This window comes from Corynebacterium sp. HMSC074H12 (assembly GCF_001813755.1).
Classification (GTDB): domain Bacteria; phylum Actinomycetota; class Actinomycetes; order Mycobacteriales; family Mycobacteriaceae; genus Corynebacterium; species Corynebacterium hiratae.
The window spans coordinates 56,103-68,485 of the sequence record NZ_KV813903.1 but is presented as its reverse complement, the minus strand read 5'-3'; the positions used below and the strand labels follow the sequence as shown (position 1 = coordinate 68,485).

The 12,383-nt window shown below is 61.1% G+C and carries 10 protein-coding genes and 1 pseudogene; 1 reads left to right on the top strand and 10 read right to left on the bottom strand.

Going from position 1 to position 12,383, the window contains the following annotated elements; translation table 11 throughout:
• Nucleotides 1-137: 137 nt before the first annotated feature.
• From HMPREF2932_RS06235 to gluQRS, 5 genes and pseudogenes are all read right to left on the bottom strand, one after another.
• Nucleotides 138-610: pseudogene (locus HMPREF2932_RS06235) on the bottom strand (IS256 family transposase); the annotation flags it as partial.
• Between the two features lie 216 nt (nucleotides 611-826).
• Nucleotides 827-1,192 carry a VOC family protein gene (locus tag HMPREF2932_RS13085; protein WP_070533813.1) on the bottom strand — a complete coding sequence of 122 codons (366 nt, stop codon included), beginning with the start codon at nucleotides 1,190-1,192 and terminating at the stop codon, nucleotides 827-829.
• Nucleotides 1,193-1,474: 282 nt separating this feature from the next.
• Nucleotides 1,475-1,810 (bottom strand): hypothetical protein, encoded by a 336-nt coding sequence (locus HMPREF2932_RS06230; RefSeq protein ID WP_049157812.1) that lies wholly within the window; start codon nucleotides 1,808-1,810, stop codon nucleotides 1,475-1,477.
• A 48-nt stretch (nucleotides 1,811-1,858) separates the two neighbouring features.
• Complete coding sequence (locus HMPREF2932_RS06225) at nucleotides 1,859-3,430, bottom strand: cation:proton antiporter (protein ID WP_049157810.1); 1,572 nt, start codon at nucleotides 3,428-3,430, stop codon at nucleotides 1,859-1,861.
• A 69-nt stretch (nucleotides 3,431-3,499) separates the two neighbouring features.
• Entirely contained in the window at nucleotides 3,500-4,432 is a 933-nt protein-coding gene (gene gluQRS, locus HMPREF2932_RS06220) for a tRNA glutamyl-Q(34) synthetase GluQRS (RefSeq protein WP_049157808.1), read from the bottom strand.
• Nucleotides 4,433-4,490: 58 nt separating this feature from the next.
• Between gluQRS and HMPREF2932_RS06215 the strand changes: the two genes are divergently transcribed.
• Complete coding sequence (locus HMPREF2932_RS06215; RefSeq protein ID WP_049157807.1) at nucleotides 4,491-5,801, top strand: hypothetical protein; 1,311 nt, start codon at nucleotides 4,491-4,493, stop codon at nucleotides 5,799-5,801.
• Here HMPREF2932_RS06215 and HMPREF2932_RS06210 read toward each other — a convergent pair.
• The 5 genes from HMPREF2932_RS06210 to HMPREF2932_RS06190 are packed head-to-tail and all read right to left on the bottom strand — an operon-like array spanning nucleotide 5,798 to nucleotide 12,376.
• Nucleotides 5,798-6,301, bottom strand: a complete 504-nt coding sequence (locus HMPREF2932_RS06210) for a hypothetical protein (protein ID WP_049157805.1) — start codon at nucleotides 6,299-6,301, stop codon at nucleotides 5,798-5,800. The two genes, HMPREF2932_RS06215 and HMPREF2932_RS06210, sit on opposite strands and share 4 nt — an antisense overlap.
• Complete coding sequence (locus HMPREF2932_RS06205) at nucleotides 6,298-7,308, bottom strand: TRAFAC clade GTPase domain-containing protein (protein ID WP_046648844.1); 1,011 nt, start codon at nucleotides 7,306-7,308, stop codon at nucleotides 6,298-6,300. Before HMPREF2932_RS06205 ends, HMPREF2932_RS06210 begins: the two co-directional genes overlap by 4 nt.
• Nucleotides 7,308-8,267 (bottom strand): hypothetical protein, encoded by a 960-nt coding sequence (locus HMPREF2932_RS06200; protein WP_070509676.1) that lies wholly within the window; start codon nucleotides 8,265-8,267, stop codon nucleotides 7,308-7,310. The genes HMPREF2932_RS06205 and HMPREF2932_RS06200 overlap by 1 nt, the downstream gene beginning before the upstream one ends.
• A gap of 18 nt (nucleotides 8,268-8,285) precedes the next feature.
• Nucleotides 8,286-9,980, bottom strand: a complete 1,695-nt coding sequence (locus HMPREF2932_RS06195; protein WP_071409829.1) for a GAP1-N2 domain-containing protein — start codon at nucleotides 9,978-9,980, stop codon at nucleotides 8,286-8,288.
• 2 nt (nucleotides 9,981-9,982) lie between these two features.
• A complete protein-coding gene (locus HMPREF2932_RS06190) occupies nucleotides 9,983-12,376 on the bottom strand; it encodes a SaeA-related protein (RefSeq protein WP_071409828.1) in 2,394 nt (797 codons plus the stop codon).
• Nucleotides 12,377-12,383: the final 7 nt, after the last annotated feature.

Sequence of the window (12,383 nt, the reverse complement as noted above, 5' to 3'; positions counted from 1 at the left end):
TGATCCCCCCACCTAAATTTGGAACTTTCGTATACTCTTCTCGGGTTCTATGGCTTGAAGAGTGCATGAAAGGGAAAATAGGTGTATGCCATTACTCGGCACTGTGGAACTCAACCACCCGATCAGCAAAGGTTCACTCCCCCCGACCCGTCGGTGGTAACGATGTACGATTCCGCGATTTTGTCGAGCAGTTTCAGGTACTCGTTTGAGCTTTCACGCAGGCACCAATGTCGGGCGATGACGTGCGTTTCGGTGCAGGCTACCAGCAGGAATTTCTTGTGAAAGTAGGTGCCGTCGATAAAGAGCTGGTCATAGACACGATAGGGATCTGCTGCTGTTGGCACGATGATAAACCACAGCAGCTTAAACCACCGGGTCAAAGTCCGCCTTGTTATCCCAAGGCGTTTGGCCAAGTGGTCTGCGGATTCCCCAGAAAGGACCCAGTCAATAAAGATTTTAAAATGCCGAATCTCACTGGTGTGCGCGGGTGTTAATCGATGAAAACGTTGCACTGAGGGCATAGCCGGCCTTGGGGTCCTGCCGCAGTTTTGTTGTTCTTAACCAGAAAGTGGCCGCACATATCGCACGACAGCCGATTCCTATTAGCCATATGAATTGGCATTACCGCACCAGCAGCAGTCCTCCCACCACAGGTCTATGGCTATCCGATGTCGATTTCACCGATCAGGCTGTTGGAACCGATTCAAAATCAAGATCACCGTATTATCCCAGGCTGCCTTGGGAATCCGTATCGGTTTATCCACACGAAAAGTCCCTTAAGCCGTTAATTCTCAGAAGCCGATTTCTGCGAAGCAGCAAACTGACTTCACCACGTATAGAACTCCAAGATGTTTCCGTCTGGATCCGAAATGTAGGCGGAATAAGAACCCCATGGCATTTTCTTGGGTGAGGCAGAAGTCTCGCGATAGGAATCTGGAAGTTGACTCCAGTACTCGTCGACGTCCTCAACAGAGAATTGGATTACTGCTCCGCCGGGGGTTGCCGGACTAGTGTTAGTGGCTGAAGCAAAAACTGAAGAATCGAATACGCCAATTACGCTGTCATCAAACGACACTTCAAAATATCCTTCTTCAGCAGACAATGGCTTTGCTTCGGAGTTTGGAAGTTGATGGTAGAACTCCCATGAGGCTTCGATATTGCGGGTCAAGATGGTCAAATGATCGAATCGCATGATTGGCATAACCTTTCTCGCTGGGCCAAAGATTAGTCGCGATTATTCCAAATGCCCTTTGCCCGTGTGCGGTATTAGAAATCGAGGCTATTGGATTCTTCATGCGGTGGCTTGGAGCCTTCAAGCAAAGGAACCAAAGCAAAGGCACCATTTGCGGGGCCCAGGATGGAAAACCCCAGGTGATTGCATGCGGAGTTTCGCATAAGGTGCCAGTACTTTGGTTCCTTTGCGGCTGGGCACTCGAGCTGGGCACCTCCATCGAACGCCCATGGTCAACCGCCCCTACTCGAACTCGGGGGCCGCGAAACCGTCGTCCTTGAGCCACTCCACGTGCGGCGGGGTGTTCATTCCCCATTCCGTGCGGGCGAGCAGGAAAGCCTCTTTCACCTCGTCCTCGCCATAGCCGCCATCGCGCAGGAACTGGCGGAAACCGTTGGGACCAGGTTCTTTGATCCACAGCCAGACGTAGTCTTCCAGGGTGTGGTCGCCCAAGATGTCTTCCATGCCTTCTGGCAGCAGCTCACGCCCGGCGCGCACGCGCTCCTCCAAGTCAGCGTCGAAGAAGTCGTAGAGATAATCCAGGCCGTCTTCCAGCTGGGCGTACTCATAGGCGTCCATTGATTCGCTCCTCTCGCCCTCATTCTTAGTCACGGATCAGCACTCCCCTCAACTGTGTTTCTTTGCGCCGAGGGACATCCGGTCGACGTCGGCAAGCACTTCGTCCACAATCATCGGGTTGAATTCCCTATCGCGGCGCAGGCGCAGCAACTCTTGTTGGGCACCGGCGAGGGCTGTTCGCCGCGCCGCGAGGGCCACCTCACGGGCCTCGATGGCCATACGCAGACGAGTCGTAGCGTCCTCGCCATCCTCATCCTCACCGAGGCGATCCTCAAACCATCGGGCGATATTCGCCGCAATGTCGGGGTCCAGTTCCTCATACTTCGCGCGCATCGCAGCGATACCGGCTTTGCGCGCGCGGGAGGTAATGGTCGCGCGCATTTTATCCGTGGCTGCCTGCGAATACGTAGTGAGGTCGAGCTGACGCATAAGCCACGGCAGCAACAAGCCGGGAATCACCATGGTCATGAGCAGCACCACGAGGGCGATAACGGTCAACTCGTTATAGAAGCTCAAACCACTTGGAACAGACAGAACCAGCGCAAGAGTCACCAAACCGCGCATGCCGGACCACGTCATAAGCAGCACTTCCTGCAGGCGCTGCGGCGCCAGGCGTGGCTTCCCGCGGCGCCTATTAATGAGATAGAAGGCGTACATCCACACCAAGCGCACGAGGAAGGCAACAACGGACAGGATGACGCCGATGATGACCGCATGCCAGAGGTCCGCACCCGCGGCGTCGATGGCGCTGAACACGGTCAAGCCAATGAGGCCGAAAGCCACACCCGTGAAAAGTAGCTCGACGGTCTCCCAGAATGACTGGCCGGAGAGGCGGTCCTCCGCCTGAATCGGCGCGCGGGAGTGCAGTTCCACCGCGGCAATCACCACCGCGATGACACCGGAGGCACCGAGCTCCTCCGCGGCGATATACACGGCAAAAGGAATCACCCACGTCAAGGCGTTGCGAGCGATAACCTCGTGAACCGCGCCGACGAACCACGAAGACACGCGCCCCACGACGAGCCCGAGAATGGTGGCCACCGCCGCGGAGTAGAGGAAGCTCGTCACCGCTTCCCCGGCATGCATCTCACCCGAGCTCGTCACGGCTTCCAGGGCGAGGTGGAAGGCCACAATAGACGCGGCATCATTGAACAGGCCTTCGATCTGCAGCACGGAAATGATGCGCCGCGGAATACCGGCAGGTTCTGCCACGGCCTCGACGGCCACCGGATCTGGCGGGGCAATCGCGGCACCGATAAGGATGGCGGCAGCGAGCCCCAAGCCCGGCATGAATGCGCGAGCGGTGAATCCCACCGCCAGGGTCGTAGCTACCACGAGCAGCACGGACAGCGCCAGGATGGTCATCCACTGTTCACGAATGACGCCCCACGATGTTCTCCTTGCCAGCGCCCACAACAATGGCGGCAAGAAGATGGGAAGAATGAGGTCAGCGGGCACGGAGAATTCAAATGTGCCATTCGAGAAAGTGGCGTACACCGAAACCGCCACCGCCGTAAGAATAGTCAAAAGCGCCGGCCAGGGAAGTCCTATTTTGTCCCCTACCGCCTTGACGATGACGGTCAACAGCATCAGGCCAATAAGGACAAGCAAAACTTCCATGCTGAGCTTCTCTCTCCGTTAAATTTTTTGTTCTCAGACTACCGCTGTACAGCCGGCGAGGGAGAGGAGTTACACAGCACCGTCCCAAACGAAGGCCTCTCGCGGCAGCTTCTCCGGCTGAAACTGATGGCGCAGTTCCTCTACTGAGGAAGCCTCATATCCCAAGGAACGAGCCAAGAGCTTGACGACGTCCCCCGCATCCCTACCGTGCCCATCGAGCAGCTGACGCAGGGTCACCGCCCCATCGCGCTTGGACAAACGCACACCCTCAGCGTTGAGCACGAGCGGCACGTGGACGAACTCCGGCTCCGGATAGCCCAGCTTGTGCGCCAGGTAGGCCTGGCGCGGGGCGGAAGACAGCAAGTCATCGCCGCGCACGATCTGATCTACGCCTTGGAAGGCATCATCAACAACAACCGCCAGGTTATAGGCCCAGTCCATGCCCTGGTTCGGGTCGGCCGGGGGCTGCCCGCCGCGACGCAAAATGAAATCGTCCACCTCCCCGGTGTACTCGCCGGCGAGGGCATCGTGGATGGTGAAGGAGGAGGCGTCGGCACGCAGGCGTATGGCTGGCACGCGGTTTTGAGCAGCCAGCTCGGCGCGCTTGGCGGCCCGTTCATCGTCGCTAAGCGCGCGGCAGGTGCCCGGGTACTGTCCTGGGATGGCGTGTGGGGCGCGGGAGGCTTCCTGGATGTCCTTGCGCGAGCAGTAGCACTCAAAGGTGGGAAGCTGGGCGAGTGCCTTCTCATAAGCCGCGTAGCGATCCTGCTGGTAGATGACCTCCCCATCCCAGTCCAAGCCGAGCGCGGCGAGGTCCTCCAGCTGGCGCTGCGCCGACTCCCGCGAGGAGCGCTGCGTGTCAATGTCCTCCACGCGCATAAGAAAGCGGCGCCCGCTGCTCCTGGCGTAGAGCCAAGCCAGCAACGCCGTGCGGAGGTTACCCAGATGCAGATCGCCGGACGGGCTCGGGGCATAGCGCCCGGCGGGGCTGAGAGAATCCATGCCCACCAGTCTACGAGGAGGCCCGCGCGCGTCGGAGTCCTCTACTAGAATCTCCCCCATGGCTTCTGACGCGACGTATCCCCTGCTTGATTCTGCCGACGCCGAGCGTATGCTCGCTTATGCGCGTGCCCAGGCGCCGGGGCTTTCTCTTCCCACCGTTGAGTCCGCCCACATTGACAAGCAGATCGACCGCGTGCTGTCCAACGACACGTTCCAAGGCTGTGCGGAGGATGCCGTCCCTGCCGCCCACTACTTGGAGGCGCGGGAGACACTTCGCGTGGCTGCTGGCACCATCGAGAACATCGACGATTCCCTCACCATTGCCTCGATTGGAGCGCTGACCGGGCAGCCGTCTCTCGTAGCTACTGGCTATACGCGTGTGGCCCGCGCATGGTTGGATAACGACAACACCGAAGAAGCAGAGAAATTTGCGGCCAAGGCAGCAGCGGCTGGTGACGACACCGCGCTGGGCGAGATCGCCGCAGCTCGCACCGCGGCCAGCCACAAGGATTTCTCCGAGTCCGCCCCCGCTAGCGAGAATGCATCAATCAGCCCCGACAGCACGACGTCGCTCTCGGATCTGCAGGAACTTCTAGATTTCGCAAAGAACGGCGATGCAAAGGCGCATGCGGCCGACTTCGTGGCTGTCAACGACGCTGTGACCGGAGGCAAATTCGACGGAGCGGGTGCCACGATGGCCGCAATCCTTCAAGCCATCCTCGAATCGGCCGTGGGCGCACTCTGGGCATCCAACTCTGCCGCCGACTGTGAACGCGTGGCTGCGCAGTCCTTCACCATCCTCTCCAACGCACGCAGCGACGAGGATTACCAGCAGCTCCCAGCGCCCATGCTGGCCCGCTTCTACAGCGATGCCGCACAACACTCCCCTGACGATGTAGAGCAGCGCGTGGCCTGCTTTGCCGCCGCTGCCCGCGAGTACCAACGTTGCGGCGACCTCGACGGTGAGCTGCACGCCCTCCTCAAGACCGTGGCCCTCGATGTTCGCCACCGCGATCCGGAGGAGGCCTACGACATCCTGGCCTCACGCTATGTGGACTCCACGAAGCTCAAGAGCCTCCCCGTAGCCGCCAAGTGGACCGTTCTGTATTCCGAGAGCCTGCGCACGCAGGCTCAGGACATGTTTAAATCCACCCAGGTGTTGCTCGACTTCTTGGAGAAGCACCCCGCGTCCCAGGCCACCACGTCTTCGGAGCAAAACGCCATGGCGGAGGTAGCTGAGCTTCTTGGGGATCGCTACACCGCCGCCAACGCGGCAGACCGCGCGCGCAACATGTATCACTTTGCGTTTAACCTGTTTGCCGCAGCGGGCAATTCCCGCGCGCTCGAGGAGCTGCGCAAGAAGGCCTAGGTTTGTGGCGTTTGTCCACCGAACCACTGCCGGTTCGCCGGCAACCACAGCAGAACGATGACTGCCGCGGAGACGATCGACGCGGGCATCACCGAACTCAGTGGAATGAGCAATACCACGATGGCGCTGATAGCGGTCAAGGCAATCCGCGCCGACTGCTGCGCGTGCAGCACATAGGTCGTGATGACACACACGAGAAGGACCAGCACGCCCAGCAGCACGCCGAGCTCCGTGGAGAGCTGGTCCGTGCGGCTTACCGCCGCCGGGCTGTTTTCAAAGGCCACGAGCCGGCAGATGTTGTAGACGGCGTAGCTGGTGATGAAGATCTCCAGCACCGCTGCGACCTTCAGCGGCCACGGTGCCCACTGTGCCTTCATATCGGCGGCGCGGCGGGCCTGGCGGACGGTGTCGCTGACCTGCCCATAGCGATAGTCCGGCGCGGTCCCGGCAGGCGAGCCCGGCTGCGGTGCTCCTGGGGACTGCGGGCTGCCGAAAGTCATGACACGTCCTGCACAAAAACGCCGCGGCGGCTGAGCAGCCAGCGGATGGGATCCAGCACGCGATAGGGCGCAATGCCGCTGCGCGCCAGCTGGCGGCCCGTCGGGGCCTCCCCCAAGGCGGAGACCACGAAGAAGCTGCCATCGCGCGGCGCGGCTGAATAGAGCTTGTTGATCAGATCGTTGGCGCCCAAGAAGCGCAAGAGCGATTCCGCTTCGAGGTGAACCATCCAGCGGTCCGAATCGCGGAAATTCCACCCGGTGTCGCGACGGAAGGCAGCACCGCGGTTGGCCATGAGCTTCTTCCACCGCACGTCATCCACCTGCTCTAGCTTCTGCACCGTGTCAAACTTCGAGATGGTCACCGCGAGCGGCGGCGGGGTATCCGTATCGAGCAAATCCAGCAGGTTATCCAGGACCCGCAAAGAGTCCGCGCCCAGCTCACCAATGTTGGGAATCAGGCCGTGGATAAAATCCTGAATCTGCTGCACGCGGAGCGGATCGAAAAGGAAAATCACCAAATCCGCATGGGAGAAGAACGCCAGGTTCTCCCGGTCCGCTTCGTTCTCCGGCGGGTTCTCCAAGTCCTCGCCCGCCACGTCGCGGAAGACCAGGTAATTCATGCGCTCGCGCCCCTGCTCATCCGGCCACTTGCCCAGCTCAAAAATCAGCGGATCGCGCTGGTAGGCGTCGGTAGCCACCGCACTTGGTGTGGGGTCCATGGCACGCATCTCCTCAAAGAGCGGCCGCTCATAGACCTCCGCGTAGCGCTCGCGCGTGGATTCATCCGCCGCTTGGACGGAGCGATTGTGCTTGTGCGCCAGCTGCTTGAGCTGCTTGATCATCACTGCGGTGTAGAGCGACTTACCGGAGTTACGCGCACCGGCCATGGCCACGCAATGCGTCACGGCGTCGGTCCATCCCTGCGGCAGCTCGCGGTTAGTGTACGGGCTCACCGTCACACCATCCTCGAGCGGTTTAAAGGTCCACGGACAACGTGCCTGGCTCATTAGTTCCTCTCTTTCAGCATGGCGGTGACGCGATCGGTCAGTTCCGAAAGCTCCGTGTTGGCGCCGGTATCGAGCTGCTTGACGACGTCCCCGTCGATCACCGCGTACGCCACATGAGCTGGGGTTCCGTTGATGTGCGCAAGCTCCAACTCCTGGCGCCCGATGGCGCTCGTGATGAGCACGACGGTGGGCACCTGGGTCTCCAGCATGGAAGCCACTGGGGAATCGGTGACGTAGATAGCAAGAGAGGCTGTGGAAGCCACCGTCGGCCCACGCCACGGGCGCTGTCCGACGCGCTCCGCTCCGTTATCGATAACGCCCGCGATGAAGCGCGTGAGCTCGTCTACCTTGTGGGTCTCGATGCTGTCCTGGCCGTCGGTGGCGCGGAAGTGCCGGAAGGCATCGGAGAGCGCATCGATGTATTTGGCGGCCGCCTCAACGATCTTCGGTGTGACGTTGACCTGCATGGAGGCGGAACCATCGACGACCACGGTAACGGCATCGAGGCCAGCGACGTCCAGCTCCGCGCGGCGCATCTTGGAGCGCACCTCGCGGGCGGAGTCGGTAATTCCGGCGCCCTCGGTCGTGCCGAATGCTTCCAGACGGTAGCTGCCGGATTCCGGGGTGACCTCGGCGAGGCGCTCGGCGGAGTCCTCGGCGGCGTCGATAAGCACGCGCGGGAACGTCACCGAGTCGCCCGCGTTGCTCACCGTCAGGCGCACCTCGCTGCGCAGGCCGAAGGTCCCATTCCCCTTCGGGCGCACAACGATGGTGGCGCGCTCGGGAAGGGAGTGCACCATGAGGGAGAGATCGTGGACGCGCACGGCGTCAACGCCCTCCCCCAGGATCGCCAGCTCCATCGAGGCGCCGCCGGTTCCCATCTCGAAGGCTTCGACGCGCAGGATGCCGTCTGAGCCGATGCGGCGGGACTCGCCGTCCCGCAGTGTGTATTTAGCCATGACGCTTCTTTCCTTCTCTTACCTTCCGTGGAATCCCGTGTTTCGCCCGTGCTCATTGGGAGCTGCGCCTCGGTGCTGCCACGCTGTGTGCTGTGCAAACTGCGCTGGCCCCGGTCGTTGCTGCAGGGGAGCTGAGCGCTCCGCCAGCAACTGTGTCGTACCATCCAGCAACATGGCGACGCGCCCCGTGGCGTAGCGCTCGCAATGCTCCAGCGCGATGACTCCCGCAAAATGCGTAGCGGTGAGGTACCCAATGTGCTCGAGTTCGCGGTTCTCCCAAGGCTGCAGTGCGTCCTCTGCCAAGAGGTTGAAGTCCCGCGGGAAGTAGAACACCCAGGAGGCCACTATCGCGGACATCAACACCTTGTCCAGCCCCTCCCCCAACGAAGACTTATCAAGGTAGGCCAACTGGATTGAGCGGCCGCGGTTGACATCAAGGTGCTCGATCCACCAGCGCGGATCGAATTCCCGAAGCTTGTGCCATTCCTCGGCGCTGAGCCCAGGAACGTTGGCATTGCCGCCGGTAGCTACTTGTGGCTGTGCCTGGTCGGCGGGTGCTGCTCCCCCGGGTTTTGGTGCGGCCTCCGGTGCGGCCTCCGGTGTGGTGGCGAAGGGGTTCTCCTGCGGTGTGTTCGGCGCAGGGTTATCAAGCGGATTCGGCGGAATGCCTGCCGGGGATTCGGCCGACGCCGCAAAAGGCGAGGAATCCGTCAGTGGTGCCCCGAAGTCCGCCGGGTCCTGGCCCCAGGAATCATCAAATCTCGGTGTGGTGGCCTGCTCGAGCGTGCTGCTGGCCGCAGCACCCTGCTCGGCCTGCTCCTCCTGTGGCTCCGGGGCCACAGCCTCAGCTTCTTCCGCAGCACGTGCTTCATAAGCGCTGACGTCTGGTAGGGCTTCATCGAGCGCAAACACGACTGGATTGCCGGGGATCGCTGTCTCCGCTAGACGCTGCTTTTCACTCGGCGGCACCACGAGCATGGTGGATGTGCTCAGCGGGAACTCGTTGATGGCAGCTGCCTTCTCAAACGTGGAGAACCCGAAACCGTCCTCTCCCACCTCGCGGGCGGTGGCAGCAATCCACAACGCAGCTTGGTTGTCGGGCGCGACGAGAATAACTAAGCCATTGCGGGAGTTCAACACCGTCGCCATGGCAGAGACCAGCGCGCGGTTGAAGGTTGGGTTCGGGTTCGGGCTCACCGCTTTGAACGGCGCGGGAAGCTTGTCTGGGTGGCGGAACTCCCCATCCAGGAATTCCTCCAGCAGCACATCCGAGTGCAGCGGGCCGCGCGCCGAGATCTCCTCCGGTATCTGCACCTTATCCACCTCATAGATGGAAAAGGGCGCTGGAACGTCGGGAGAAAACAGGACCGTCGCCGGTGCCGGCGGGGTTCCCGTGCGCGAAATCGACGTGTACGTAAAGACGTTGCCACCGCGGCCGGTCGCATCCAGCCCGGCAGGGACAGACACCATGGTGACCCACTTTTCTGCCTCAGGAGTCAACGCGAAAACCGCGGTACGGCGGACCAGCTCCGCGCGCTGCTGGGCGGAGGGAAAATCCGGGATCGTCGTGCCGTTGTTGAGTGATGTCGGTACGAAGGACACCAGCTCGGCCAACTCCTCCTGGGTGATATCGCCGGTTTTCTGCCCTACTCCCCAGCCGCCGGCGCGGCCGTTGGCGCGGGAGAATGATGCATAGCTAAATGCGCCGCCCATACCTACTGGCCCCCTTGGTAGTACTGGTCCTGGCTGTAATCTAGACCGTAATTCTGCTGGTCATAGCTCTGCTGTTCATACTGTTGCTGACCGTAGTTCTGGTCATAGTGGGGAGTCTGATTCTGCATTGGTGGGTACAGCACCAGCCTGTAGGACACATCGCCTTCCACCACCACGGCTTTATCCAGTGCGCTCAGCGTGGGGGCGGGGTCGCTGTAGCTTTCGGAGAAACTGCTGAAGGCATCCTGCCCGCCGAAGCTATCGAAAGAACTATCAACGTGGCTGTCAAAGCCCTCAACCGCAAAGAGGCGGATAAACCCCCCGCGCTGGACGTGCTCACCAATTGACACCGTGAAATCCGGATGCTGCCCACGCATCGGGCCTAAACCATGAGCAACGTGCGTGGCGCTCTGCAGGTTGGTCTCCACGATGCCGAGTGCCTCACCGTCTTCGGGGAAAAGCGGCAGACGGTCAGCACGGTAGACCACCTGGCAGGAGAACTGGCGCTTATCACCGTTACCCAAACTCCACAGGAACACCCGGACCTGGCCTTGGGAGTAATCGACCTCGAAGTCATACGTCACCGGGCGCAGACCCTCGTACTGAATCACACGTTCATCGCCCTCGGTGCGCTTACCAGCGAAGACCGCATAGGGCCGCAGCCGCACGGTATCGCCATGCTGATCCAAGTGCAGGCGGATGCCTCCCTGGAGGTCGTAGTCCTCTTCGCGAATCTGGTCGTGCTCGCGGTTGGTGGAGTACTCCACGGCGGTCGCGCCCTTCGGCCAGTCGAAGGTAACAAGCTGGCTATCCACGCGCTCAATGAGACGGAACTGATCATCTCCAATGGACTGCACGCGCTGCAACACCTTGGATTCGCCGACCCAGGCATCAGCGTCGTTGAAGTTCACCGGGGTGATGTAAACCTCGTACCAATCCGGCGGCCACGGCACCGTCGTGGTTTGGAAGGAGCCCGGCTCAGACACGCCGCGCGTCTCACTGATAGCACTCGACAACGCACTTTCGACGTACGTCTTCGGCACCGCCGACGTACGCAGATCCGCCTGCGGGGCGGTCGGCGTGAGATAGATTTTTACCTCACCGGTCTTGGGCGAATACCAGTCCACCTCAATGGAATCTTGGCCATAATCGCTGCGCCGCTCGCAACGTGAGAGCTCCAGTTTTTCAAGCTCGCTAGCCAGCTTCACCGAACGCTGAACGGCAACCTCGTCTTGGCTCTGCTCGGTAGCGCCGTGAAACTCCGCTTGGCCCAGCAGGGAAATGACCACGGTCTGCCCGGCTTCCTGCACCGGGATGGTGGCCTTGCGCCCGCTGCTATCCACGTCTTGTTCGAAGCGCGGGGAAAGCTTTTCCTTCTCACTATCCCGGCACGCATAAACCATGGCGCTCGAGTGCCCCGGCAGCAGGTCCCAGGACACTTGGATAGCACCCTTGATAGTGGAAACCTGGACGTTGACCGGTGGGAAAACCACGCCGGTGTCTCCCATAAAGACCGGCTGGCTGTTGATGAGCTCACGAAGGTCTCGGCCCTTGTAGGCCCACACCGCGTAGTGGCGCAGACCTGCCTCGCCCGGGGTGTGGTCACGGTAGGCGGTCCCCTTGGTGTAGACGAGGGTGTCGCCCGCGTCGGGTGAGGCAACCATCTCAGAATCATCGGCTACCACTCGGTAGAAGACCACCTCTTCCGGCGAGTGTTCTAGCTCCGGCCACCACAAGCGCACCGGATGGCGCTGGTCGGTGTCCTCCGGCTCCGGTTCTGGCTCTACGCCATAGCCAGGCTCTTCTTGAAAGTCTTGCTCCGGCTGCTCCTCAAGCGGCACCTCAACCTCGAAGTCGATGCCCGGTGGAACCCAATCCGGCTCTTGGCGGTACTGATACTCCGCCCGGATACCGAAGCCCGGGATAGTGATGTAGTCCTCTTCGTTGACCTGAGTCTTTTGCTCCTCCTCAGCCTGCAGTGCTTCCCACTCAGCGAAGAAGTCGCGCGGACCCGCTACCGCAGGCTGTGACTTCTGTGTCTGCTGTGACTGGGGGAATGCCGGGGCTGCCTCCACTCGCGCCGCTTCTTCTCGCGCCGCCTCTTGTTGTGCAGCGCGTTCACGCGCGACTTCTTCTTGTGCCGCGCGCTCGCGCGCGGCACGTTCACGCGCGGCACGTTCTTCCTGCGTCACCGCAGCGTTGCGCGCCTCCGCGCTCAGCTCCGGATGCGTTACCTCTTCGCCGTTGAACGTGGCGGCGATCTGTTCAGCGAACTGTCTAAACGGTGCTGATACGGCGTCGCGCACATCATCGGCGCTCACGCGCTTGAGCTCGTGCAGCGTCCTCAGCTCACTCAGCGGCACGTCCGCAATCGAAGGTTTCGGGTTGTGTGTCATCAACGTT

Bases quoted from the DNA above. Each gene is read 5' to 3' on its own strand.
- HMPREF2932_RS13085 (WP_070533813.1), bottom strand. From the start codon at position 1,192: ATGCGATTCGATCATTTGACCATCTTGACCCGCAATATCGAAGCCTCA.
- HMPREF2932_RS06230 (WP_049157812.1), bottom strand. From the start codon at position 1,810: ATGGACGCCTATGAGTACGCCCAGCTGGAAGACGGCCTGGATTATCTC.
- HMPREF2932_RS06225 (WP_049157810.1), bottom strand. From the start codon at position 3,430: ATGGAAGTTTTGCTTGTCCTTATTGGCCTGATGCTGTTGACCGTCATC.
- gluQRS (WP_049157808.1), bottom strand. From the start codon at position 4,432: ATGGATTCTCTCAGCCCCGCCGGGCGCTATGCCCCGAGCCCGTCCGGC.
- HMPREF2932_RS06215 (WP_049157807.1), top strand. From the start codon at position 4,491: ATGGCTTCTGACGCGACGTATCCCCTGCTTGATTCTGCCGACGCCGAG.
- HMPREF2932_RS06210 (WP_049157805.1), bottom strand. From the start codon at position 6,301: ATGACTTTCGGCAGCCCGCAGTCCCCAGGAGCACCGCAGCCGGGCTCG.
- HMPREF2932_RS06205 (WP_046648844.1), bottom strand. From the start codon at position 7,308: ATGAGCCAGGCACGTTGTCCGTGGACCTTTAAACCGCTCGAGGATGGT.
- HMPREF2932_RS06200 (WP_070509676.1), bottom strand. From the start codon at position 8,267: ATGGCTAAATACACACTGCGGGACGGCGAGTCCCGCCGCATCGGCTCA.
- HMPREF2932_RS06195 (WP_071409829.1), bottom strand. From the start codon at position 9,980: ATGGGCGGCGCATTTAGCTATGCATCATTCTCCCGCGCCAACGGCCGC.
- HMPREF2932_RS06190 (WP_071409828.1), bottom strand. From the start codon at position 12,376: ATGACACACAACCCGAAACCTTCGATTGCGGACGTGCCGCTGAGTGAG.